The organism is Leptospira mayottensis 200901116, from assembly GCF_000306675.2.
GTDB classification, from domain to species: domain Bacteria; phylum Spirochaetota; class Leptospiria; order Leptospirales; family Leptospiraceae; genus Leptospira; species Leptospira mayottensis.
This window is the reverse complement of the sequence record NZ_CP024871.1, coordinates 1437501-1462500: the sequence shown is the minus strand read 5'-3', so window position 1 is coordinate 1462500 and position 25000 is coordinate 1437501. Positions and strand designations below refer to the sequence as shown.

The following is a 25000-nucleotide window of genomic DNA, read 5'->3' as shown; positions in this document are numbered from 1 at the left end:
TCAGAAAAATCGCAGAAACCATTGGTCCGGATCTTATCAATTCGAGGCATGTGGTAGCGAATGCTCAGGATTCTTTGAAAAAAAATCCGGAAGAAGTAGCCGAGGCAATGTTATTTTTTGAGATTGAGCTGTACGATCTTTTTTCCGTTTTAAAACCCGAAAAGGCGTTCTCCTATAAAAACAGAATGGAAATGAACAGAGAAAGAATCGGAGCCAGAAAGGTACTATATTCTATTCGGTAAGAATGGCTAAAGATACCAGAGATCTAATTCTCAAAACCTCTCTCAAACTTTTTTCAGAACAAGGCTATCACGGAACTACGATGAGACAGGTCGCTTCGAAAGCGGATATGTCACTCGGACTCGCGTATCGTTATTTCGATTCGAAAGAAGCAATCCTTGAAGGAATCATAGAATCGCATGATAAAATCCTAAAACGTTATATAACAGACGAAGTTGTCTCGAATCCGAGTCGGGAAGATCTGATTTTGAACGTTTCCGAAAGCATCATTACCCTTGTTAAGGAAAACGAGGATTATCTCAGGCTCTATTGGAATCTTATGCTTCAACCCAAGATTCATAGATTGAAGCGTAGAAATATTCGTCTCGTGAATATGATCTTTTTTGAAACTTCCAAAAAAACGATCCGCTCCATTAAACCGAATTACACAGAATTCGAAATTAAAAATTTAGCCTCCACTACGATCGGTTATATGATCAATTATCTCACAAACAAAAAAGAATTTTCACTCGACGACTTTCGCAACTACCTCGTCCACACTCTAAAAAATACATAACGAGCGATCCATAGAGAGCGAGTTAGCCGTAGATAGCGAAAGCATTACCGAGCGACCGTAGAAGCGAGGTTGAGTTAATCGAAGGTTCTTAGCGTAGCTAAGATGAGCGATCCATAGAGAGCCGGAGCGTCGTGAGTGGCTCTCATGCAAAGCGTGAGAAATTGAGCGATCCGTTTTTTTATTCTTCTTATGCTATGCTTTTGCCCCGTAACTACGAGAAATGAATTTTCCTAAATCATCGCTATCATACGGCTTATTCTTTTAGGGATTTTCGATTTTAATATGGGCGTTGCCGCTATCGCGGGCCGGGCTTCTCCCCTCCGGTCAAATTATTGTATTGGACCTTTTGTCACTTTTACCCAATAACTTTGACCTCGCATCGATCCTTAGCCCGGATTCTTCCAGGACTCATATACGATATAACAGAATACCGAATATTTTGTCTGTAAACCGGGTTTTATTGTTCCCCAATCACCCATTAGATAATTTCCTTGCCAGACATTCTTTTTGAAATAGTTTCAACCGTCGGAGACTCTTTCATTGAAACAAATCTTATTCACTGAATTCTTTCTGGAAGAGAATCGAGAGAAATCGGTAGCAAAACCTTGTCAAATACTTCTGGAAACCGGAGACAAACCTCCAGAGTTCTCCGAACTGGAATGGCTTTGCACCAAAGGTTTAGTCTGGATTGATCTGGATTCAACGGAAGGAGAAGATATGGATTTTCTGGCAAGAGGATGCAATTTCCATCCGCTTGCGATAGAGGATTGTATCAATAAAAATCAAAGACCAAAATTGGACGAATACGAATCGTATCTATTTATCGTTCTCCATAGATTTGAATACAATACGGAAAAAAAGATCCTAAAAAATAATGAGATTCATATTTTTTTCAACGAAAAATTTGTAGTCACTGTCCATCAAAAGGGAGAGCCGTCAATCGAACAACTCAAAGCACGTTGTATGACACAGGGAAATCCACTTTCCAGAGGAACCGATCAGATTCTTTACATGCTTTTCGATCAGACGGTAGATTCCAACTTTCCGATCTTGGATAAGATTAGCGAAGAAATCGTTCGGATCGAATCGCAGATACTCGTAAATCAAGACACTCAGCAGACCATCGCCGGAATTCTCTTTCTCAAACGAAATTTAACTCGGATTCGAAGAATTCTTTCTCCTCAAAGGGAAATCGTCAACAGCTTGATCCGAAGAGATAACAGTTTTCTAAGTCCAAAAATTCAGATTTATTTTCGGGACGTTTACGATCATTTGAGTCGGATCTATGAAACGATCGACATGGATCGGGACCTTCTTGGAAACACTATGGATGCGTATTTTTCAGTAATTTCACAAAGAACTAACGATATTGTTAAGCGACTTACTCTGATTAGTTTGATCTTTATGCCACTCACTTTTCTAACCGGTTTTTTCGGGATGAACTTTACTACAATTCCCTACGCAAACGCCCCATTGTTGTATATTACGATCGGACTAATGTCTCTCATCCCTATCAGTATGATCTTTTGGTTTCGAAAAAAACACTGGTTCAAAGACTAATTCTTTCATCTTCGAAAGTTCCTGTGTTTCGGAAATCAAATCCGAAAAATTTGATTTTTTAGTCGCAGATTTGTCCTTTTCGGCAAAATGCAGATGCTCACTCATAGTACAAAATTTTTTTTATACATGTGGGAATTCATCCGAAATCCAAAAAATCGACCTGTGAGGATTTGTAATTTTGAAATATATCTTAAATTTAAAATATACTAAATCCATAGGAATGCAAAACACTTCTCTAAACGAGAATTAACTGTCACCAAATTACCGATATTTATTGTAAGTTATCTGAAAAAACATTTCACCTACTTTCGAAAAACCGTTATATAATGTTGAAATCTATTTTTGAGATGACTTATAATCACGTTGTCAATTTCAAAAAAATACAAAACCGATCGAACGTTGGTTCGATTCTACCAATTTATCTGCAAATATACTCGGAACTTTTTTGGGATGTAGGAACTACCACATTTTAGAAGTCTGTATCCAAGGTTTTACGGCGAATCATATAAATACAATCGGCGGAAATCAGAGTGGGCTTGAGCGCGCTCACGATAAGGCTCTGGGTCAAACGACCATTTTATAAAGAAAGAATCGCAGAAAAAATTGACGAAATGAATTCTTTCCTTCTTAGTAAACGGTTCAGGGAAAACATGAGAATATTTCGAATTTATGTAATTCTGTTACTGACCTTCCTTTCGGTCCGAACCGCCTATGCGGAACAAATTGTAACCACAAAAAAAGACGAACCGGATTCCTATTATGGTTTGGACGTTAAGGCGGTGATTTCTCCTTCCTACGGGATGAGGATTCGGGACGGAGCCTCCGGAATTTCCAACTCGAATCCAAACGATAGGACCGGATTTTCCACTCCTTGGACTCTTCTTATGATTTCAAAAACGTTCGAGGAAATCGGAATCCAAACAGAACTCTGGGGAGAATTAATCCGGAATAACCAGCTAACATCGGATACACGAGTAGATACAGGCACCAAACAAAACCCTTACGTTCTGAATGTTCGCAGGGCTAATATTAAAAAAAACTGGAATACTTCTTCCTGGGGTAATTATACCTTAGGCTTTGGAATTCAAGAACTTCCTCATACTTATACCCAATGGAGCAACTACTGGAGATGGAGATATATCGACCGAGGTCCTCTGGAAGCCCTCGGTTTTGCATCCCAACCCGCAGATATCGGACTCAATGCGGTTGGCAACTGGTCTATTATCAGCTCCCAGCTGATGGTTAGTAACGGAGAAGGTTATAGAGAGACACAAAACACCAACTCTGCGGGTCTAGACGTTTCCTCCAGGTTTTCCATAGAACCAGAGTTAGGCGAAAATGGAAAATTGGGTTTTCATCTTTTCTACAGAAGAGAAAACGCATTCGGTTCGGGAGGAAACGAATGTTTCGAAGGAAAAACAACATGTCTTCCAAATGACCTGAATCCGATAACCGCTCTGTCGAGACAGACCAAAAGTTTACAATCAGACACGATGGGTTTAGAAAGCAACCTTATCTGGAATGGCCCCATACAATGGAATTTAGGCTTGGGAGGTTTTTTCAAAAAACAAAACAGCGGAGAAATCCGGGATCGTTTACAACCGTTTACCGCTCCGGTTGCCTTTGGCAAGGACGGTTTCGGAAAAGCTTTGTATGCCTGGCTTTCCATTGGAATCGGCAGTTTTCACCTTTTAGGAAGAATAGAACGAGGCACCGGAAACAACGGTGTGGTCAGCGTTACGGATACAATTCAAAGGGAATTTTTGCCTGGGCTTTCGACCTCAAACGTAAATCTTCCGACACAAATCCAAAACATTCTCCCCGAAACTAAAGCAAACGGGTATTCAAGCAAAAGCTCGTTTCGAAGGATCAGCGTGTTTTTCGAATGGATCATCAATTCCCGCTTTAGAATGGCGATCGGTTACATTGAAAACAAAAACTACGACAAAAACGGTATCGGACAAAGAGTCTATATCGATCAGCTCGGAAACGAAAGAACGGAAAAAGAATATTTAGGTCAATGGAACGGAACCGGCAACCTCGGAATCGTTTCCTATTCCGCATTGGATAGACAAATACTTTTGAGAACCACAATAGAGTTTTAAATTAGGAGATTATTATGAATCACAAGGTAAAGATCGTATTGATCGCACTTTCCCTTTCGATAACGGGAAGTTCAATCGTACTTCTAAGTCAGGAATCGAAAACGGGAAACGCCAAAGTAAGTTTTTTATTAGGAAAGGCTCACGTTCAAAAACCTGGTAAAAACTCTTGGGAGCCTTTGAAGTCGAACGATTTAGTGTACGAAGGAGATCTAATCTCCACGGGTAACGGTTCGAGAATTACGGTTCTTTATAGGGGTTCCGAATTTAAGATCCAGCAAAATAGTAAAATCAGACTCGCAAGTCTTCACGGAGAATCCCAAAACGGCAGACTTGAAATTGATCAAGGCTTCGCATGGTTTAAAATTGTAAATCTTAAAGGAAAAAAATTCGATGTTGCAACTTCAAATTCAACGGCGGGAGTTCGAGGCACTTCGTTTTCAGTTTTGTACGACCCGAAAACAAAAGACTCTTCTTTTTGTACTTGCGAAGGTAAGGTAACCATTTCCGATTCGAATGGAAAGGAAATTCTTCAGGAAAAAGGAAAAGGAACGATCGTTTTTTCACAAGATCCGGAAATGAAAAAAGTAGAATATGAAGGAATCATAAAAAAGTTAAAAACCCTTCCAGGCTTTGAAGCAAGATTGAAAAAAAATCTTTCTTTGAAAAACTGTCTTTCTTGTCACACTCCGGAAGGTTGGGCTCCTTCCGAGGATTTTTTAAAGGACGAAACATACGGCAAACAATAAAACAATAAGCTCGTTTGAGAATCACTTGACACTCGTTGAGATTTCTACGAAACATACCTTTTCAAAAAAGGAGTTTTTATGCACCCGGAATTACATATCAATTACCTGGCGGTTTTGGTCGCAGTGGTTGTACATTTTATCATCGGTTCTGCTTGGTACGGACCGATCTTCGGAAAGGCTTGGATGAAAGAAATGGGAATTCCTATAGACGTTAAACCGAGCACAAAGGATATGCTTAAGCCCATGGGGTTAATGGTAATCGGCTCTTTTTTAACCGCATACGTTCTGTTCTATACAACGAACGTTTGGAGAGCTTCCTCTTGGCACGCGGGAGAGGACAGTCCAGCATACGTCTACGGATTCTTTTCGGGAATTTATACTTGGCTCGGTTTCTATCTACCTTTGCTTCTCAATAGTGTCGCTTTTGAAGGTAGATCCTGGAAACTTTTTTTCATCAATGCTGGATACAACTTAATCTCTCTTCAAGCCATAGCGATGATTCTTTCGTATTGGAGATGATGCCATCCACCTTGACGTTTTGTTTCTAAAAAACCTTTTTCTAACTTTGGAGCAGAAACAAAAAAGCCGGTCTTTTATATTTAGAAGGCCGGCTTTTTTTCAATTCGGAATTGATCAGATTGCTTTTTGAGGAGCGTATTTTCTCTTATAGATCGCGTAACCGATCCCTCCTAAGAGTAAAATCAGCCAAATATACCAGAATTTAATAAGAAGAATGGTGATCGCAGTGATGATAAAAGCAACGATTCCGAGAACCACTTTGATCAATCCTCCTCCCAGATCTCCCACAAAAGGAATAAAGCTCAAAAGAGAAGTTAAAGGCCCAGCCATCAATGTGAAACTAGAAAACATCGCGATAAATCCAATAAATCTTCCAACCCATTTCATCGTATTATCGTCGGATTTAATATCCGCTATCGTTTCCGCAAAATCTCCCACGCTCGCATTCAAAAATTTATTTCCTTCTGCAGAAGTGAAATGCGCTACTATATTCCCTTTTATATCTCCGATAAAAGTCATGTCTTTTTCTGGAATCGGAGTTACGGAGACCTCCACTCTTTCGCAACCTTCTTTTTCAGATTCAGCGCAAGGTTTAGAACTATAAAGATACCCCTCACTGTAAACGAAACCGTTGGAAAAAATTTCGTTTTCGTTTGCGCCTCTGGAAGAAACCTGAGAAGTAAAATCCACTTCCTCAAGGTTTACAGAATAATTTTTACCATCCGAAAAAATCCTAGCACCGGATGCAGAATCGGATTGATCCTTTACGGACTGTCTATGATACGGCTTTGTACGACATCCGGAAAGTTTAAAGTTGGATGGATTTTCAGGTGAAGAAGTCCATTTTAACACGCAGTTTCTAACTTCTTTTTTATTACTCCCAGAACCCTCCGTCTTTACTTCCTCATCCCAAGCATAAACTTCGGAACTCACGGAATAAGAAATGTAAGAGCCGCTCTTTACGAATCGTCCGCCAAGAGGATTCGCTTTGAGAATTCCCGTAACGTACGAAGGCTGATTATCCTTCGCTTGTCCTACGGGAACCGCGTTTTTCAAAGCGGCGCTCGCCTGTTCGCAAGTCTCCACATTGTAGATAATGATAAACGACACAGGTAATAAAACGATTCCTGTAAGAATACTCTTGAAGGAATTCCCCATCTGGGATAAAAAACCTACACTCTCCGTCGAGGACATTCCGTCCGGACTTTCAAACGCCATTGACTTTCTCCTTTTGTTTTTGATGGAAACTTTGCCACTTTGTTTTCCCGTAAAAATTGGAATTCGATTTCAGGGAAATGTTGTAAGCCGTAAAAATTTCCAAGAAAATCAAAGGATTGTAAATAACTTTTTGTTTATCAATTTACAAATGCGGAAAATTTCAGTCATACAATCCGAAAGCCGAACTTTCAGAGTCGCATTAAAATCGAATTTCTTTGTAAATATTTTAGAATCATTTTCGATGAAATGTAAGTGCTCAAAAGAGATGTGAGCCGTTTTTTTTGGAAGAAATTAAAAATCAAAAATGAATTTTGGATAAAATCCGCATGTCCTTATCCGTCTTCTTGTTACTGCCCTTTTTTATATTTTATCTTCCGGTTCAATATTGGATCGGAAGTAAAGGAATCGGTGGACTCGTCTTAACGGGAATCCTTCTCTGTGCTCTAATTCTCTTTTGGATTCAAAAACGATGGAAAAAAGAGTCGTTTTCAGCCTTGATTCTTTCCCCCGGCATTCTCATCTTGTATTGGTCTCTGTTCGTTTTTACAGAAGGAATTTTTTACACAACTACCGCATTAGACTCCTTTTTCTTAGGCGATTTCGACTATACGGCCCAGACGAGAATGATCGTCCCTACGATCGACGGAAAATTTTTTCAGACTCAATATTACGGTCCGGATGAGAATGCAAACTTTCTCTCTCATCACATGACGCCGGGAATCTTACTTTTGACTCCCTTCCCGATTTTGTTCGGCTCAAAACTCGGATTCGGAATCGGGATATTTTTTTTCGCTTCGATCACAATTCCACTTTTATACTACTATTTAAGAACCTGTTCTGTTTCCGAAGAACTTTCCCTTTGTGCTTCCCTTCTTTGGTCGGGCTCATCCAGCTTTTATCGATTAAACCATTCGTTACACTTCGAAGTTTTGGTCCCATTTCTCTGTCTATGCCTACTTATTGGAATTCAAAGACAAAAATTTTGGATTATCTCCATAAGCCTATGTTTCTTTTTGGGGATCAAAGAAGACCTTTCAATCTACTTAGCGGCGCTCTCAATTGCCCTAATTCCGGCCGATAAAAAAAGAAATAAAGAATGGATTTTCGTTTTTAGTATATGCATTTTATATTATTTTGCTATATTTCCAATCTTAAACGAATGGGCAGGGATATCCGCGGAAAGAAATTGGAAAGAATACTGGGGCAATGAAAACAAAAATCCTATTTCTATCTTTCTAAATTATATTCAAAATCCAGAAAACAGATCTCAATATTGGAAGGGAATCCGGGATCTAAGTTTGGAATGGGGATTCTGGAATCTGACCGGAGGTTGGATCTTATTTCCGTTTTTCGGTTTGTATTCTGTATTTCGATTATCAATTCATCCTTGGGTCAGAGATTTGTATAGTTATTACGTTTACCCTCTTATTCCGTTTTTGATTCTATTTCTGAAAACGGGAGCGATCTGGATCCAAGATCGAACCGACAAATCCAAAACAAAATTTCTATCATCCGTTTCGAAAGAAAAAAAACTCATTTTCATTTTAGTCCTCACCTTTTCCGCCTCGATCCATAGAAACTCCAAAGAATCAGAATATCCGATCGTACTCTCACCTAAGCCAGATCGAACGAACGAGTTAAAAGATGTTTTAAAACAAATCCCCGTCGGAAGTTCCGTTTCCGCCGGATTCCACCTTTCCCCTTTTGTCTCTTTAAAAAATCCGGTGTATCCAATCCGAGAAGATAGAGAATGGAAAAAATGGATACTTTTGGATCAAGAGTACAATTCTCCTTACTTGAGTTCAGCGAAAATTTTGGAGCGAGTCGACGCGGACGTGCTTAAAGGAAAATTACATTGGGTCCGGAAGACAAACCGTTTTGGTCTATTGCGTTTGAACACAAAACCTTAAAAACGTATTTTAGTTCGGACCAGGCTTAAAGCATAATTTCAAAAACTTATTCGATAGAACCGACTTATCTTCTTTGAACTCGAAACAACCTCAAAGAAAATTTTAATCACACCAGAACGACTTCTTAAAACAAAGAAAAAGTCTTTTGAAATAGATTTCAAAATAGTTATAGTTTGAATTTTATTTGCGCAGAACATTTCATGCGATCAATCATTTGCAGTATTCTGCCAATCGATCCTTGGCACTCGCATATCCTAAGCCTAAAGATTTTCGAAAATCCTTACATGCCAATGGAATCTTCTTTAAGAAAACATACGCAAGCCCCCTATTATGAAACGCGACCTCGTCGTTCGGATTGAGTTGCAAAACCATCGTATAACTCGCAACCGAATCTGAATATCTTCCCAAACCGTACTGAGCATAAGCCAATTCAAAAAAAGCGTAAACGTTTCTTTTATCCAGATTTACGGCTTTCGAGGAGTCTTTAAAACCTTCGTCGTAATTCTCGTTATGGTTTTCACAACGCGCCTTGTGACCGTAAAGTTCCGAGTTGTTCTTTTCGCCAAGTTCAATTGCTTTCTGAAAATCTTCGACTGCTTGAGCACAGTTATCGAGTATTTCGTTGCCATAACCTTTATAGAGAAAGACGGAAGCCTTATTTGGATCAATTTCCGCTGCTTTTTCGAAATCTTTCACTGCCTCACCATATTGTTTCAAAGTATATTTTGCCAAACCTCGATTGTAATAACCGGAGGCATCTCCCGGAACCAATTCCAAATATTTAGAATACTCTTTTATCGCTTTGAGATAATCGCCCTTTTCATTTGTGCGATAAGCCCTGTTAAAAATCTCGCTGGGATCTTCTCCGTTATCATTCGTAGCCGATGCGGTCGTATTCGAGTTGGAAGATTCAGAAGATTCCAGACTTGTTTTGCTTTCCCGGATAGCGGCTAAAATTTCACTTAAGATTTCTTGAATCCACGAAGGTTGTGCGATCGCGGAAGGATCGTTTTTATCCGTATCTTGAAAGTTGGAAAAGAAAATGCTTAGAATACAGATCAAAATCCCTATCATTAGAAAATAACGAAGAACTCTATTAACCATCAGGTAAGAGAAACCAAATTCTTTTAAAATTCAACTTTTTATTGAATGAAAAATTTCCGAAATCCCCATTTTTTCTTTCTTTAGAAAGAAAATCCTAAACATCCACAATTATGGAGGCATCTCATTTTTTTGTGATAAGAACAAAGATCATTCTTTAGGAAGAAATATATGGAATATAGTTTTACCGGATTCAGATTCGAGTTCAATTCTTCCTTGGTGTTTTTTTACGATCCTCCGAGAAATGTCCAAACCCAAGCCGCTTCCTTCTCCTGGACCTTTCGTCGTAAAAAAAGGATCGAAGATCCTTTCCCTCACTTCCTGAGGAATCCCAGGACCGTTATCTTCTATTGAGACCCGGACTTCGTCTTTTCGATCTTGAATTGAAATTCGGATCTTTCCTTTAAAACGCATCGCTTGCAAAGAATTGTATATTAGATTTGTCCATACTTGAACGAGATCGTCTGGATACGCGGCAATCAAAGGACGAATCGGAAAATCCAACTCCACATCCACCCCACCTTTGATTTTATTATGATAGATCGTCAAAACGGTTTCTATGTTTTCCACAAGATCAATAATAACTTTTTTTCTGTTTTCTTCCGTATCGATATGAGCGTAAGTTTTCAAGGCGTAAACGATTTTAGACGTCCTATCCACGGCCAATCGAATCAGAAGAATATTCCGATAAGCGTGAATTTCCTCCAGTGCAAACTTAACCAAAGGATAAGATTTAGGATTCGAAAATAAGGAAGGGAATTCCTGCAACGCTGAAGAAAGTCCGTTGTCCAAAAGCCGATCCGCGATATCGTGGGCATTTTCATAACCGAACTCAACCAATTTCGTCTTAATGGAATTCAAAACGATTCTTTTGTTTTCTCTGGAAAGAATACCTTCCTTACTGTCGATTCCTTTTCGAATCAATTCGGAAAGATTATGAATGAATTCGGAATCCACAGAAGTGAACTCATAACCCAACTTTTCCATCTTCTCCGCAGATGAACTCAAGTAGGCCTTCAATTCTCCGCTGAACGCAGCGATGGCACCTAATGGATTATTGATTTCGTGCGCAATTCCCGCAACGAGTTGTCCGAGCGCGGCCATCTTTTCGGAAAGGATCAATTGATCCTGTGTTCTTTGTAAATTCTCAAGAGCGTATGCTAGTTCGGAAGTTCTTATTTTTACTGCCCTTTCCAATTCTTCCTTGGCTTCTTTTCTTTCCGCATTCAATAGAAGTTGTGTAACCTGCTCCGCAACGGTAACTACAAATTGTTTTTCGTATCCTTTCCATCTTCTTAGATTACCTCTATGTTCAAGACAAATGACTCCTTTGATTTTTCCTCGGAGAAAAAAAGGTGCGTCGAGTAAAGAACTGATTCCGTGTGGAACGCTGTAAGTCGATGTAAGTTCTGCGGTTCGAGGATCGTTGATTACATCCATCGCGTCTACAAATCTATCCCTTTGGATTGCTTCATAATAATTCGGATAAGAAGACATATCCAATTCCATTCTTTTCATATATGTTTGTTCTCTCCGATCCCAACCTGCAAAAAGAGTCCAAAGACTCGGATTCTCCTTATGAAAAATCCAAATAGCCACCCGATCGCAGTTCGCCACTTCGGAAACCATCAGAGTTATTTTTTTCATACCCGATTCCAAATTTCCGGAAGCAAATTCGGAATCGGTAGCCATCTCCATAAGCGCCTGTGCATGTAAGGCGATTCTTCTCGTTTGTTCCTCCCTTTCCCTCAAAGCGAGTTTTTGTTGAGTGATGTCTCGTGTGATCGCGATCACGATAGAGGAATCTCCAATCTTAACTCGTCTCGCGGAAAACAAAGTATCCACAACTTCGCCGCTTTTCCTTTTAAATTGGGCTTCGTAGTCCCGGACGATACCATCTTCCCTTAAGATTGCAACCACTTTGGCCCTCTCTTTGTCGTCGTTCCAAACTCCCAGTTCCATGGGTATCCTGCCGATCGTTTCCTCTTTGGAATACTGTAACATTTCCGAAAAGCGCTCGTTTACTTGAATATACTTTTCGTTTTGAAGATCGTTGATTGTGATCGTGTCCGGATTCATTTCAAAGATCATCTCGAAAAGATCCTTACTCTCCTGCATCCTTGCAAAATACTCATTCCTTTCGGACTCCATAATCTTCTTGTCCGTAACATCGATAAGAAGAGAAAGCAACATCGACTTTCCGTCCAATTGAAAGACTCTGTTTCCGGAAATTACGTGCTTGCGAATTCCATCCGAACTTTGAATCGTAACTTCAAGACTTCCGGTCCAATCTTTTTCTTCTAATTTTCCTTTGAAATGCTCACGATCAATCGAAGATCCCCAAATTCCAAGTTCTATGGACGATTTGCCGATAATCTGTTCTTTTGTATAGCCGACGAGATCACAATAAGATTGATTTACTTGACGATAGATCCCTGTTTCCAAGTCGGAAAGTGACACGGCGGCCGGAGTAAGCTGAAAGAGTTTTTCAAAAAGATCTTTACTGAGACGAAGTTCTTCATCGAGTTTTCTTTTTTCTTCTTCCGACTTTTTCTTTTCACTGATATCCGTCGCAAGAGAAATAACCTGTTTTCTTCCGTTAATTTCGATGATTCTCGCCGAGTAGAGGATTGGTATAATTTTTCCGTCCGAAGCGAGATAAATGGACTCATAATTTTTTACTTCTCCCGTTTTGGAAAGCGCCTCATAAACCTCTTCCCTGAAATTCCCGGACTTATCCCAGATATGAATTTCAGGAGTCGTTTTTCCGATCACTTCTTCTCGGGTGCGTTTTGCCATTTCCAAAAATCTTTGGTTTACATCGACGATCGTACGATCCTCCCAATCGGTTAGAACGAGTGCAGAAGGGACTAATTGAAATAATTTCTGAAAGAGATCCTTGCTCTTTTCAAGTTCCTTTGCAAGGTTTTGTAAATCGAGAGCGGATTCTTTCAACTCGGAAATATCGTGACCGATCGAGAGAATTTTCTTTTCTCCTTTCGATTCTATGTATCTAGAAGAAAATAAAATTGTTTTTATTTTCTTCTCGTATGTTTGAAGTTTGACCTCTAAATTTTGAACAACTCCATCCTCGTTTAATTTTTGAAGAATTTTTTCCCGATCAAATAAATTGTAATAAAGACTGAGTTCGGCGGGCGTTTTGTCTAAAACCTCTTCTCTCGTTTTACCTAAATGTTCCAAAAAGAGATCGTTTACATCTATATACCGCCCATCAATTCTTGATAACGTGATTGCAGAAGGATTCAGACGAAAAATTTGATCGAGAATTTCTTCCTTTTCACGGACCTCGTCGAGTAACCTTTGTTTTTCCCTTTCTTCTTTGATCCTGTCAGTTATCGGTACGGTGATACTCAAAAATGCAATTTTTCCTTTGTATTCGATTTGTTGCGCGGAAAAAAGCCCCCAAAATTCGGTGCCCTTAGTAGTTCGAAATGGTGTTTCTATACTATCCACAAAACCGTCACGTCTCATGATCGTGAAAATGTTTTCCCTAACCTCAGGTGAAAACCAAATCCCGAGTTCAGTCATAGTTTTTCCGATCAGTTTATCCAAATCGAATTCGATTTGTTCGGCGAACTTGCGGTTCACTTCCAAAAGTTTTCCGGTATCGATTTCGGAAATCGCCATCGGAAAAGGATTCAAAACAAAAATCCTCTGAAGCGCTTCCCAACCTTCTTTGATCTCATCGCAAAATTTTTTACGAACTTCTTCATTTTGCTTTTGTTCCGAGATATCTCTGATAATTCCCCAAATTGCAGTCGGATTTTTAGACTCGTCTCGGATAACGTATGCTTTTACGGAAATTGGGATGATTTTACCGCTCTTACAAGAGTAATTCCTTTCAAACTCCTGAGAATAACCGGAAGCGAAAAGATCCTCCTCAAAATCTTTTCTATCGACCACATCCCAACTTGCAGGGACCAATGACCAAAAGTTATCTTTTCGAAGTTCTTCGAGAGAATAACCTGTTAGAATCTGAAAAGCTGAATTGGCTTCTAAAAAAGAGCCGTTCAAATTTGCAATGGCAATTCCATCTCGATTGGTTTCGAAAATCTGTCGAAAGAATTCTGAGTTGAGTAGATTGGAATCCAAAGCTTTCATGAGTGGGATCTAGTAAATCTTAAAGAGTCCTTTGAAAAGGAAAAATCATTTTACTTTAGAATCTTAAATTTTTCGAGTCTTAACGAGAACTATTTCAAAAAACTGATGGTTCGATTAAAATTTCGCTTCATGATAAAATATAATTTTTTGAGAATAATTCTAATCAAAAATCGTTTGTACCAAAATTTGAAGAGAACTTTGCGAGTAGTTTGTATATAAATTCAAACTTTTCGAACATTCAAAAATCGTATGAGTTTCCACATTTTGATCAGGGCTCAGACTTACTTTGCAAAGAACCTGTTGATCTCGCTTCCTAAACGCCGATCCGTAAAAGAGACGTTCACTGAGTTCAGACGATTGATAGGAATAATTAACTTACTACAGAACCGTTGTTTTCTTGAATCACGTGGCCGTCTTCAAGAATCATACGGATCAAACGTGTCATTTCCACAGAATATTCCACATTCAAGTGTTTCGTCACACCCTCACAAAATCCGTTGATGATCAGAAGTTTTGCATCATCTTCCGACAAACCTCTGGATTGGAGATAAAAAAGTTGATCTTCGTCGATTCTGGAAACGGTAGCCTCATAATTTAAGGCTCCATTTTGGCCGGAAACGTCATTATAAGGATAGGCGTGAGACTGAGAACGATCGTCCATCATCAGACCGTCACATTTCACATGAGAATAAGAATTCTCCGATCCGGAGGTGAACTTAACAAGTCCCCTATAGGAATTGATTCCTCCATCGAGAGAAACACCTTTTGCTAATATATTACTTCGAGTATTTTTACCGACATGAATGATTCTCGCCCCGGTATCTTGGATCTGCCCACCTCCCGCAAATGCAAGAGAAAGGACATCTCCCGTGGAATGATCCCCTTGAAGGACGATTCCAGGGTATTTGATCGTATTCGCACCGATATTCACATCAGTCCAAGTGATATGTCCTCTTTCATGGCATAATCCGCGTTTGACGGTCCAGTTGTACATATTCTTCTTCCAATTTTGGATCGTTGTATAAAAGATCTTCGCGTTTTTATGAGCGATAAGCTCTACAACCGCAGTGTGAAAATTGGTACCTTTATCCTGAACCGAAGAACAACCTTCGGAATATTCGATCTCCGCACCTTCGTCCGCAATTAAAAGAGTCCTTTCGTACTGACCCGAAGAAGCCGCAGTCACTTTAAAATATGCTTGAAGAGGCATCGGAGTTTTTACTCCTTTAGGAACAAAAGCGAAAGAACCGCCAGAAAAAACACAACTGTTCAAAGCGGAAAACTTGTTATCTCCCACACTCACAACCGTCCCGAGATACTTTCTTACGATGTCGGGATATTCGCGGATCGCAGTATCTATGTCACAGAAAAGAATCCCGAGCTCGGTTAATTCTTTTTTAACATTAGCGTAAACAGTTTCGGAATCGTTCATCGCTTCAATTCCGGCGAGATACTTACGTTCGTGTTCCGGAATTCCAAGACGTTCAAAGGATTTAAGAACCTCCGGATCCACTTCATCCCAGGATTTTTTTTTCTGCTGATTGGAACCTATATAGTGCGTATAAGAATCGATGTCCACGTTGAAATTGGGAAAAAATCCCCAAGTCGGCATTGGTTTTTGTTCATAAATTTCAAAAGCTTTAAGACGAAATTCAGTGAGCCAACCAGGTTCATTTTTGATATGAGAAATGGATTCTACGACTTTGCGCGTAAGGCCTTTCGGGAAATTATCAGGACGGTAATAACGATTTTCGTAAATGGATTCTTTTTCCAGGACTTGTTCCACTTTCCATTGCCTCCGGAAATTAGACTCTTGGGAAAAGGAAAATCCCAAAAGAAACAGGAGCCAGATGACTATCCATTTCAGGAATAGCCATTGATCTTACACCGCTTACCTTTTTGCATCTCACTTTATGGACCGCTTAAGGTAACTTTAACATCTTACTCCCTATAAATGCGGGTTTGCTACGCAAAAAGCCAATACAAACCTTACTCTCTGCGGATCATACTCTGTTACTGTGGCGATTTCACTTCCCAAACGCCGACCCGTAGAGAGGCGTTTACAGAGTTCAGATGCTCGATATGTCATCATCCGCAGACTCGCATCTGCGGACAGAAAAAAATCAATTCACCGCTGAGAAGTAATCCTTAGATTTTTCCGGATCCGCTTTCATCGTTTTCTTTCCCTCATCCCAATTTGCCGGGCAAACTTCGCCGTGTTTTTCAACAAATTGGAATGCTTTGATCAATCGGATCGCTTCGTCAATATTACGTCCCACGGGAAGATCATTGATAGTCGCCTGACGAATCAGACCGGCTGGATCGATGATAAAAGTTCCTCTTAAAGCCACTCCACCATCCGTTAAAACATTGTAATCCCTGGAAATGGATTTAGTAAGATCCGCAATCAGAGGGTATTTGATGTCTCCAATTCCACCTTCTTTTTTAGGAGTATTTTTCCAAGCTAAATGAGTAAAAGCTGAATCCACGGAAACTCCCAGTATTTCCGCTCCGAGTTTTTTGAATTCCGGAAGTTTGTTATCGTATTCGATAATCTCAGTTGGACAAACGAAAGTAAAGTCAAGCGGGTAAAAGAATAGCACTACCCATTTTCCTTTGTAGTCTGAAAGTTTGATTTCCTTGATCTCTTTTCCAAGAACAGCTTCTGCTTTAAAATCCGGTGCTAGGGATGTAACCTGTGGCATTTTATTTCTCCTTTTTAAATTTACTTTGAAACTTAGACACCCTATGATATCCTCCAACCCCTCAGAAGCAAATATTTTTTAGAATGATTCTAATTTTTTTTCAATTCTAAAAAATGAAATTAGAGCCCTATCTTGGTTACTATACAAATTTCTAATTCCAGTGTATCCACAATAGTTCTCATGTTCTATAGATCAAAAGCCTGACCTTGCATAGGATTCTTCTCGCCTTGAAAAGAAACAAATGAATAAAAACAAAATTGAAAAAAGCCAAAAAACCAACCGTCAATTATGCAAATTCAACGAACTACAAACCGTGCTTGCTTTAAAAGACAAAGTGGCGACTAAGCAGAATATTCGGGTAATAAGAAATGCAATTTACAAACGGGTTAGCTTCAACTAAAACAAAACGCCTCTTCTATGGAAAGGCGTTTTAAGCCAGATCTATTCCTAGAAACTTAAATCTCTATAGTCAAAGAAGTTTGTTCTCAGCCTTTTAGAAAATTCATTGTCTCTTGAAGATTCTTTGCAATCTGCAAAAGACTAATCGCACTTCCGGCAATTTCTTCGGAGTTGGCCGCGCTACTTTGGACTGTAGTGGAAATATTGGAAATTGCGTTGGCAGTTTCCGTAATAGCAATCTTTTGTTCTTTAACAGAATTGCGAATGTCCTCCGACTTTGTATCGACCTGATCGATTCCGGAGCGAATTTTTTCCTTTTTCTCCTGTTGAAGTTCCATAATGGCTACGATTTGATTGGAAGATTCTTTTAGATGTTCCAACCCGCCCAAAACTTCGGCATAAACTTTCACAGAGTTTTCAACGATCTTTCTACCAGTTTCGATTTCCGCGTTGCTCGTTTTAATGAGTTCCTCGATCGTCATCGCACTAGAATCCGTTTGTTCCGCAAGTCTTGTGATCTCGCTCGCCACCACTGCAAACCCTCTGCCATGTTCTCCAGCCCTCGCCGCTTCGATGGCAGCATTAAGTGCAAGTAAATTCACTTTTTCTGATATTTCTTTGATAATCGCCGTGATGGACTGCATCTCGACCGAGCTGCTTTCGATCTTCTCCATACTTTCGGAAAGATCCCCCATCGTCTTCTTACCAAAATCGGTTTTAAGATACATATCCGAAATTTTTTCCAAAGAATTCTTTACGGCATCTCCCACCTTGCTAATCATTCCTTCCAGTTCTCGCATTTCTCCGTTAAATGAAGAAATCAAGACATATTGAGACTCCGCGTTTCGATTTACGTATTCCATCCCGGAACTAATCTCTTCCACCGATGCGGAAATTTCCTCAATCGAAGCCGATTCGGATTGTGCGTTCGAAGAAAGGTGATCCGCAGAACGGGAAAGTTCCTCAGAAGCAGCAACAAGATTTTCCGAAAAGTCCATGATCGTGTTGAGCATCTCTTTGAGCTTGATCTGAAACAAACGGAAAGTAATTAGTAAAAGATAAAGTTCGTCTTTTTTCTTTTCGTCTTCTTCAACTTCCACCGGATGGGAAAAATCCGCATTTTTAACCGCACCACTTACGGTAGTAAGCCCTTTGACTAATTGAATCGAATACACCACCGCGATCAGAATGATGTAAATCAAAGTTATACTGGAAAGGGAAACGAGTAAAATCCAACTAAAAGTGAATTGCTTTTCCGCTTTGATATATATTCTGTCTGTGATTTTCAGTTGCAACTGTATCAGATTTTCGATCTTTTCTGTTACTGGGTCGATCCTAGGATACAAACGGGAATCCGCAAAAGACTCTAATTCCTGGAGGTCTTTGTTGATCATTAGGTCCCTGGCCTCGGCTACCGCGGCGTTCGAAGCCACAAAAAGAGGATTCAACTCCTGGATGATGGCTTCTTCTTCAGGAACAAGATAAGTTCCAATGTATGCGCTCCATTCCTCTTGAATTCCGGAAGTCGCCTTATCAAGATTAGCGACTCCTTCTTCCGGTGTAAACGTTCCACTTCTTACTTTGTGAACACAGTCTACGATGAAAATCGCATACAGGTCCGATATCTTCTTTAATTGTTTCAGAGGAATTACACGATCCTCGTAGATCGTTTCAATGTCCTCGATTCTATCTTTCGTATTGATTAAAGCCAATACGACCAACACCGTGATCGGTATCAGCACAGAACCAAAAAGAAGTATCAGTTTTTTTCGTATTCCCAATCTCTGAATATATATATATATTGTTTTCATAGAATTTAAAGCGTTTCATCATTGCCTCGATATATACTCAGTCAAGTTTTTTAAAAAGTGAATCATTTTTTAATGATACAAGTCCACAAAGTAAGTAAACTTTTAGGTAAAGCTATGTCAAATCTTCAAACTTTAGAGAGATTCTAAAACATAAAGCTTATCCTCGGCATACACAAAGGTTTATTTTTGAATCCACTGAAAGAATATTCGCATTCGTATGACGAAATAAATTGAATGAATTACTCATTTTCCTTTATACAATTTATTTCGAAAATCTTCAGCCCATCGAAACGACAACATCATTACCAAACAAAAGCTTTTTGAGATAAACTTTAGGAATATAGAAACCTTCAAAATGGAATTATTTCATAAAACCTATCAAAAAGGAGAATTAATTTGATAAATTTCTCTTAAAACTCAAGCGGGCCGGGATAAAGAGAATACCGCCTAATAGAAAGAAACGATAATTTGTTTGGATTTCTGTCCACTTAAAACCAAATTTCAAACAATCCTTCACCAAGTATAGATTTTATAACGAGTCAAAATAAAGTCTAATCAAAATGGGAAACGAGATTCTGAACAAGTTTTTTAGCTCAGTTGAAAGAATAGATCGTATTTATTTTCTCGGGAACGAAAGGTTTTTCATTTCTAATTTCGCCTTTGAAAATTTGGTCCATTGCATTTCCTTGGATCACGAGTTCAATAATTTAAACACGACTCCAAGAATCGCGTAACCTCCCTCCGTGGACCGTTTTGTATTACCCGCAATTTTTTGACGAAAAAATACCGTGTCCAGTGAAATCGATTCGAAATATTCAAAAAGAACAAGATTCTAATTTTCTAAAAAGAGATTTTTTTGAATATTTAGATTCTAAATTTTCCATTTTTAAAATGTAAAGTCCATTATAAGATTGAAATTCAAAACGTTATTCCCACTTATTATAAATTCATTTTTTAAAGGAGAATCTTATGAAAAAAATTAATAAACCGTTCCAGTTTGGAATCTTGGCCCTTTACCTCTGTTCTTTCCTATGGAACTGCCAAAGCGAAAAAAGTTCGAATAAGGAAGATTCCTTAAAGCTTTTAGCTTTTCTATTGAACTCGATGACACCTTTGAAAGAACTCACAAATGCGGACTGCACCGATCCGACACCCACATTCTCCACCTTAAATCAAGCAGGAACGGGAAGCTGTTCCACTTGCCATAATGCAAACAATGCAAACGCCGGATTCGACGTCACTTCCTACAACTCGGTTCGAAATCGAGTGACAGTAAGCGATCCGAAAAACAGTCTTCTATTTCAAAAAATCAACACTGGTTCGATGAGAGTAAATAATAACGATTCCATCAATAAAGCCGTTTTCTGCTGGATCCTTAAAGGGGCCAACTCTTGATTTGTAGAAGATTATTATATGTTATTTTTCTAATTTTTCTGTTCGTACAATTTTCTTCCGTTCAAGAACTTGGTTCCGAAAAGAAAATCTCCGAGGAATGGAGCGTAAAGGAAACGGACATTCGTTTCTTAAGCGAGGCCCCTCAAGAGACGATTCAAGGCTCTTTGAAAAAAGCAGAAGGGAGAGCCGATCTGAAATCAAAAACGTTTTTCTTCCAAGTCGATCTTAACGACTTAAACGTTCCCAACCGGCTGATGAACCGTCACATGCACGAAAATTATCTGGAAACCGAACGTTTTCCGAATGTGATCTTTCAAGGAAACATTTCCAAATGGAACGTTTCTTCCAAAACCGTAATCGTCGAAGGGAATATCACCTTACACGGAATTACAAAAAAGAACGTTCAAGTTCAGGGTAATTTCGAGGAAAAAGGAAAAGATCTTTTGATTCGCGCAAATTTTGAAATTCTGCTAAGTGATTTTAAAATCGAAATTCCTAAATTAGTAATTTTGAAACTAAATGAAAAAATCCAAATCGAAACATCCATCTTATGGCAACATAAAATATGAACTTTAAAATTAACTCGTTCCTGATTTTACTTTTTCTTCCACTGTTCGCTCTATCCGCTCAAGAACAGAAGAAATCTGCGTTCTTAGGAAGTAGTCTCATCCACATGCCCAGTACCGAGGATGTCGGTAAAAATGGATTGGATTTTCGATTCAATCATCGTTTTGGAAACGCAAAATCCGCTTCCTACGATTTTTTAGGCTTGGATAACGGAGCCAATACGCAGCTCTCTCTCGATTACGGTCTTACCAATCGAATCACCATCGGAATAGCAAGGACTTCATTTCAAAAAACGTACGAAGCAAGAGGAAAAATTCGACTCATAACTCAAAACTCCAACTTTCCAGTTACTGTTAGTTTTTTCGGAGTTTTTGGTCAAGAAACGGCAAAACAAAACATATTCTACGGCCCTTATCTTAAAATTTCTAGCGGTTACCCCACAGTTGATTCCGAAGCGAATAAAAGATTAAATACGTACGAATTAAACTATTCGGATCGACAAAGTACCTTAGTTTCATTTTTGATTTCGAGAAGGTTTAGCGATTTCTTTTCTCTCCAACTTTCTCCGATGTTCGTTCATAGAAATTTCGTCAAAGAACATCTTTCCAACGACCGAACCGGATTGGACGTTTCCTTTAGGATCCATCTTTTTAAACGTCTGGATTTTACGTTCGGGACAATTTTCTCTCCAAAACGCGATTACATTGGTTATTCTTATTCCGAGGAAAGCAGAAAAACAAAGATCAACGGCGTAGAATATTCCGCTTCGGAAATCAACGATCTGATCGCAAATGGGAAGACGTTAGACGCCATTATAAATAACATTCTCTTTTCCAAACCCGTAGAATATATGTCCGTCCCTTTGAGTTTCGGCATAGACTTTGAAACGGGAGGACACGTATTTCAGTTGTTCGTTACAAATAGCAGATCCATCGCGCATACTCAATTGTTACGGGGAGCCGACTACGATTACTACAAAAAAGAATGGACTTTAGGCTTCAACATCCATCGTTATTTTTCTTTGCAAGACTCGGATAACTGAGTTTTATAATTCTTGCAAAAGACAATGCGGACAATATTTAACAACCCAATCGACTCGTTTCTTTTTAAGTAAAAATTACTAATGCTGTGTAATAAAAAATTCTACGCTTAGAAGACAGACTTGTGTTTGTTTCACAACTCACGAACAGGCAAGATTTAGTTGGTTAGACAATAAAAAATCTTTTTTATTTCTTTTAGGGTTTTAGGACAGACTGTTTGTAACATCCACGTTAAAAAAATCCCCTACCGTCTTGTATCGAGTTGTACTTCGTTGACTTTAATATGGACTAAGAACCCGTCTCAAAACCTTAAAAAAATATCTCTAAACGATCCAGCAAGTTTCTAAAAAACGTGGGAGTTCCCACAGATTACTCACATTGGCGGTTTTTCTTGTCGCTTAAAATTGTAGTAGTTCCTACATTTTGAAGTTTTAAGACGGGTTCTTAGTTCGTTTGCAAAAAACACGAAACTTTCTTTCCGCTACAAGACGGACAATATTCAGATTTTATCGATAAGAATAAACCTCGACATAAGGAAGCGAGGACTCCAACTTACAAAACCTATAACCGGAAATACATCCTTTCTCGTCAACCGGTAAGGCGGTTGTCAAAAGTCGAACAATTAGAATCTGACTCGGATCAATTTTAAAAGCGCTTTTCGCCAAAAAATCAGAAACTAGTTTTTTTTCGGAAACGTATAGTATCGTTTTTTCATACATCAAGGACTGTATGTTTTTGGGAATGTTCGTATCCGTGAAAACCAAATATCTTTTATTTTCCGATCGGAAATAATCCATCATGGTTCTTACATTTTTATCGGAAGTACGTATAAATTGAACCGCATAGAACCATTGTTTAACGGAAAACAAAATCGAAATAACGACAAGAACCGACGTCGCGTAATAAGTGACGGACTTTTTAGAATCGAGAAAGGATTCTACCAAGATAAGACCAAGTACAAACAGTAACGGATACGTTCCGAAAAGATACCGAGGAGAAATATGATCTCCGTGATTGGGGGCAGTTGCTAATATAAGAAAGATCGAAAATATGGAAACCGAAAGGTACAACAATTCCAAAGACAAAACGTCTTTATACGATCCCTTATATACTGTGACAAGAATGGAGAAAAAAATTATCAATGCCAAATAAGAAGATTGAAAAAAATATCCCCTTTCTTTACCGAATAACAAATCATAAATAATATCCGATCTTGAAAGAGCGATGGTCACCGGATTATCCATCGTAAGTATATAACGCAAGCCGAGTGGATGACCGTGAATGTAAGTATTCAAGACCAATAAGGAAGCGAGTATTGTCAAAAACACGGGGGCCCAATAAAAAAATATCTGCTTTCGAATCTCCTGTCGTAATAAAAAACTCAAAGCAGACAACGGAAAAATTATAAAGATAAATTCTAAACGAAAATAAAGGGAAAGCCCGAATAAAAGAGAAGAATATATGAAGTTCGTATTTTTTTTCGTCTTTATGGATTGATGATAAAAATAAATTCCCCCGTATAAAAAAAACAAAGCGATCGAATATTCGTGAATGACTAGATTATACGTAAACACAGTCGTCCCGAATAAATACAGATAAACAAAAGAAACGCTAAGCCATCTTCTACGGGTAAATTCGGAAAATAAAAGATACAGAAAATAAATCGAACCAGAAAGAAATAAAACTTGGATTAAATAAATTCCTAAATTCGACCCGAACAGTACCCTACCAACGGAAACGACTAAAGGAAAATAAGGCGGAAAATCTATATAGTACTGTAAATCATGAATTCCTAAAAAAGGCGCTTGAAAGGGAAGCCATTCCCCTTTGGGATCGAAGGAGCTTCCAGAATAATAAAATGAAAAAGTCCGAAAATCAGATTGGATCAGATCCATAACCTGAATCCACATAAAACCGGAGTCGCCGTAGGTTACTTCAAAATCTGTCTTAACCCCGAAAAATAAAATCAAACAACTCAATAAGAACAACAGATATAACTTCATAAATATACTAAGACTTCCATGTAAAATTACGATTCAAAAAATAATTAGTCGCGGTAGCAAGTAGGATTCCGACAATATTTCCCATATATGTAAGCCAATAGGGTAAAAAATCAGGGTAGTAGATCTGGAAATATTTTACCAAAAAAAACCAGGTTGAAAATTGAATCAAAAAACCCAAAAGACTGATTACATTGAATTTTAAGAATCCGATCGTATTATCCAAAAAGCCGACATTCTTACGATCAGAAAAAGTCCAAATGTTGTTCAAAAAATAATTGGTTAATACGCTCAATTCGAAACCGAAGACGATGGCGCCGGAGGGTAGAGAAATCGCGGATTGAATTTGCTCCACCACGTTGATCGCCAAAACGTTGTTATATAAATATTGTCCCCCCAAATTTACAAAAACGCCAGAAAAGCCGGTGATTCCGTACTTGATGAATTCGATCGAGACAAAGGAACCAAATCTAAGTTCGAATAACGCGATCAAATATTGTTTTATCACAGAACTGGAAAGTTTCGTTTCTCCGTGATTTCTTTTCCGGAAGGAATATCCCACTTCGCTGACCTTCAAATCCTTGGTTCTACCTAAAAATTCCAAAAGGATCTTAAAACCTCTCGGATTGATTTTGGATTTTGTAGTTTCAAAAACTTCCCTACGCATCGCAAAAAAGCCGCTCATAGGATCCGTGGTAGGAAGAGGCAGTAATAACTTAGCGAGCAATGTAGCCGAATAACTAATCAATCTTCGAACCGACGACATTTCCCCATAATTACCGTTTTCCACTCGACGTGATCCGATTACGATATCGGAGAAGGACAACTTAATGATCATTTCGGGAAGAATGTTTTCATCGTGTTGAAGATCAGCATCCATTACGCACAAATATTCTCCTTGAGAAGAAGCCATACCAGTGAGAACCGCTGAGCTCAATCCTTTTTCATGGATTCTACGAATCAATCGAACGGAAGGAAATTCCTTTTCCTTATTTTGAAACCATTT

18 protein-coding genes (2 of these 18 only partly in view) are annotated in these 25000 nt (G+C 38.8%); 10 read left to right on the top strand and 8 right to left on the bottom strand.

The annotated features are described in order from the left end of the window. The 6 genes from LEP1GSC190_RS06470 to LEP1GSC190_RS06445 form a co-directional block, all read left to right on the top strand. On the top strand, window positions 1–242 hold the 3' end of the coding sequence (locus LEP1GSC190_RS06470) for an HpcH/HpaI aldolase family protein (protein WP_002762094.1). The gene continues 562 nt to the left of window position 1, outside the view; the window shows 242 of its 804 coding nt (coding positions 563–804); its start codon lies off the left edge, out of view; the stop codon is at window positions 240–242. A gap of 2 nt (window positions 243–244) precedes the next feature. Next, window positions 245–796, top strand: a complete 552-nt coding sequence (locus tag LEP1GSC190_RS06465; RefSeq protein ID WP_002762157.1) for a TetR/AcrR family transcriptional regulator — start codon at window positions 245–247, stop codon at window positions 794–796. Window positions 797–1336: 540 nt separating this feature from the next. Then, window positions 1337–2356 carry a magnesium/cobalt transporter CorA gene (corA, locus tag LEP1GSC190_RS06460; RefSeq protein ID WP_002762149.1) on the top strand — a complete coding sequence of 340 codons (1020 nt, stop codon included), beginning with the start codon at window positions 1337–1339 and terminating at the stop codon, window positions 2354–2356. 650 nt (window positions 2357–3006) lie between these two features. Then, the gene (locus LEP1GSC190_RS06455; protein ID WP_173380575.1) at window positions 3007–4461 is read left to right on the top strand and encodes a hypothetical protein; all 1455 of its coding nucleotides are present in this window, start codon (window positions 3007–3009) and stop codon (window positions 4459–4461) included. Between the two features lie 14 nt (window positions 4462–4475). Further along, on the top strand, window positions 4476–5207 hold the full coding sequence (locus LEP1GSC190_RS06450) for a FecR family protein (RefSeq protein WP_002762069.1): 732 nt from the start codon (window positions 4476–4478) through the stop codon (window positions 5205–5207). 78 nt (window positions 5208–5285) lie between these two features. After that, window positions 5286–5726 (top strand): DUF1761 domain-containing protein, encoded by a 441-nt coding sequence (locus LEP1GSC190_RS06445; protein ID WP_002762052.1) that lies wholly within the window; start codon window positions 5286–5288, stop codon window positions 5724–5726. A gap of 114 nt (window positions 5727–5840) precedes the next feature. Here the strand turns inward: LEP1GSC190_RS06445 and LEP1GSC190_RS06440 are convergent, their stop codons facing one another. Then, window positions 5841–6944: a TMEM43 family protein gene (locus LEP1GSC190_RS06440; protein ID WP_002762278.1), complete on the bottom strand. Its 1104-nt coding sequence runs from the start codon at window positions 6942–6944 to the stop codon at window positions 5841–5843. 326 nt (window positions 6945–7270) lie between these two features. Here LEP1GSC190_RS06440 and LEP1GSC190_RS06430 point away from each other — a divergent pair, with 326 nt between their 5' ends. Continuing rightward, window positions 7271–8854, top strand: a complete 1584-nt coding sequence (locus tag LEP1GSC190_RS06430; RefSeq protein WP_004280350.1) for a DUF2079 domain-containing protein — start codon at window positions 7271–7273, stop codon at window positions 8852–8854. Window positions 8855–9064: 210 nt separating this feature from the next. Here LEP1GSC190_RS06430 and LEP1GSC190_RS06425 read toward each other — a convergent pair whose 3' ends face one another. From LEP1GSC190_RS06425 to LEP1GSC190_RS06405, 5 genes are all read right to left on the bottom strand, one after another. Next, window positions 9065–9958, bottom strand: a complete 894-nt coding sequence (locus LEP1GSC190_RS06425) for a tetratricopeptide repeat protein (RefSeq protein WP_002762210.1) — start codon at window positions 9956–9958, stop codon at window positions 9065–9067. Window positions 9959–10105: 147 nt separating this feature from the next. Continuing rightward, a complete protein-coding gene (locus LEP1GSC190_RS06420; protein ID WP_002762226.1) occupies window positions 10106–14077 on the bottom strand; it encodes a PAS domain S-box protein in 3972 nt (1323 codons plus the stop codon). 370 nt (window positions 14078–14447) lie between these two features. Beyond that, on the bottom strand, window positions 14448–15863 hold the full coding sequence (gene sufB / locus LEP1GSC190_RS06415) for a Fe-S cluster assembly protein SufB (protein WP_036035723.1): 1416 nt from the start codon (window positions 15861–15863) through the stop codon (window positions 14448–14450). A 337-nt stretch (window positions 15864–16200) separates the two neighbouring features. After that, the gene (locus tag LEP1GSC190_RS06410) at window positions 16201–16782 is read right to left on the bottom strand and encodes a peroxiredoxin (protein WP_002726250.1); all 582 of its coding nucleotides are present in this window, start codon (window positions 16780–16782) and stop codon (window positions 16201–16203) included. A 485-nt stretch (window positions 16783–17267) separates the two neighbouring features. After that, window positions 17268–18941 (bottom strand): methyl-accepting chemotaxis protein, encoded by a 1674-nt coding sequence (locus LEP1GSC190_RS06405; RefSeq protein ID WP_036035726.1) that lies wholly within the window; start codon window positions 18939–18941, stop codon window positions 17268–17270. Window positions 18942–19961: 1020 nt separating this feature from the next. On the opposite strand from LEP1GSC190_RS06405, the gene LEP1GSC190_RS06400 reads away from it, so the two are divergent. Genes LEP1GSC190_RS06400 through LEP1GSC190_RS06390 form a run of 3 tightly spaced genes read left to right on the top strand, consistent with a single transcriptional unit; the run spans window position 19962 to window position 21996 of the window. Continuing rightward, entirely contained in the window at window positions 19962–20387 is a 426-nt protein-coding gene (locus LEP1GSC190_RS06400; protein ID WP_004280328.1) for an LIC11213 family lipoprotein, read from the top strand. Further along, a complete protein-coding gene (locus LEP1GSC190_RS06395) occupies window positions 20384–20956 on the top strand; it encodes a YceI family protein (protein ID WP_004280316.1) in 573 nt (190 codons plus the stop codon). The genes LEP1GSC190_RS06400 and LEP1GSC190_RS06395 overlap by 4 nt, the downstream gene beginning before the upstream one ends. Continuing rightward, the gene (locus tag LEP1GSC190_RS06390; protein ID WP_002762228.1) at window positions 20953–21996 is read left to right on the top strand and encodes a DUF5777 family beta-barrel protein; all 1044 of its coding nucleotides are present in this window, start codon (window positions 20953–20955) and stop codon (window positions 21994–21996) included. The genes LEP1GSC190_RS06395 and LEP1GSC190_RS06390 overlap by 4 nt, the downstream gene beginning before the upstream one ends. Window positions 21997–22500: 504 nt before the next feature. Here LEP1GSC190_RS06390 and LEP1GSC190_RS06385 read toward each other — a convergent pair. Together LEP1GSC190_RS06385 and LEP1GSC190_RS06380 are read right to left on the bottom strand one after the other, a co-directional pair. Next, window positions 22501–23997, bottom strand: a complete 1497-nt coding sequence (locus tag LEP1GSC190_RS06385; RefSeq protein ID WP_036047994.1) for an LA_3751/LA_3752 family putative glycosyltransferase — start codon at window positions 23995–23997, stop codon at window positions 22501–22503. Between the two features lie 7 nt (window positions 23998–24004). Further along, window positions 24005–25000, bottom strand: partial view of a glycosyltransferase gene (locus LEP1GSC190_RS06380; RefSeq protein ID WP_002762192.1) — the 3' portion only. It continues 147 nt past the right edge of the window; 996 of the gene's 1143 nt are visible here — the last part of the coding sequence; the start codon falls outside the window, past its right edge; it ends in the stop codon at window positions 24005–24007.

What these genes read in the sequence shown, in the direction of transcription:
- LEP1GSC190_RS06465 (WP_002762157.1), top strand. Translation starts at nt 245, where the DNA reads ATGGCTAAAGATACCAGAGATCTAATTCTCAAAACCTCTCTCAAACTT.
- LEP1GSC190_RS06455 (WP_173380575.1), top strand. Translation starts at nt 3,007, where the DNA reads ATGAGAATATTTCGAATTTATGTAATTCTGTTACTGACCTTCCTTTCG.
- LEP1GSC190_RS06450 (WP_002762069.1), top strand. Translation starts at nt 4,476, where the DNA reads ATGAATCACAAGGTAAAGATCGTATTGATCGCACTTTCCCTTTCGATA.
- LEP1GSC190_RS06445 (WP_002762052.1), top strand. Translation starts at nt 5,286, where the DNA reads ATGCACCCGGAATTACATATCAATTACCTGGCGGTTTTGGTCGCAGTG.
- LEP1GSC190_RS06440 (WP_002762278.1), bottom strand. Translation starts at nt 6,944, where the DNA reads ATGGCGTTTGAAAGTCCGGACGGAATGTCCTCGACGGAGAGTGTAGGT.
- LEP1GSC190_RS06430 (WP_004280350.1), top strand. Translation starts at nt 7,271, where the DNA reads ATGTCCTTATCCGTCTTCTTGTTACTGCCCTTTTTTATATTTTATCTT.
- LEP1GSC190_RS06425 (WP_002762210.1), bottom strand. Translation starts at nt 9,958, where the DNA reads ATGGTTAATAGAGTTCTTCGTTATTTTCTAATGATAGGGATTTTGATC.
- LEP1GSC190_RS06420 (WP_002762226.1), bottom strand. Translation starts at nt 14,077, where the DNA reads ATGAAAGCTTTGGATTCCAATCTACTCAACTCAGAATTCTTTCGACAG.
- LEP1GSC190_RS06410 (WP_002726250.1), bottom strand. Translation starts at nt 16,782, where the DNA reads ATGCCACAGGTTACATCCCTAGCACCGGATTTTAAAGCAGAAGCTGTT.
- LEP1GSC190_RS06400 (WP_004280328.1), top strand. Translation starts at nt 19,962, where the DNA reads ATGAAAAAAATTAATAAACCGTTCCAGTTTGGAATCTTGGCCCTTTAC.
- LEP1GSC190_RS06390 (WP_002762228.1), top strand. Translation starts at nt 20,953, where the DNA reads ATGAACTTTAAAATTAACTCGTTCCTGATTTTACTTTTTCTTCCACTG.
- LEP1GSC190_RS06385 (WP_036047994.1), bottom strand. Translation starts at nt 23,997, where the DNA reads ATGAAGTTATATCTGTTGTTCTTATTGAGTTGTTTGATTTTATTTTTC.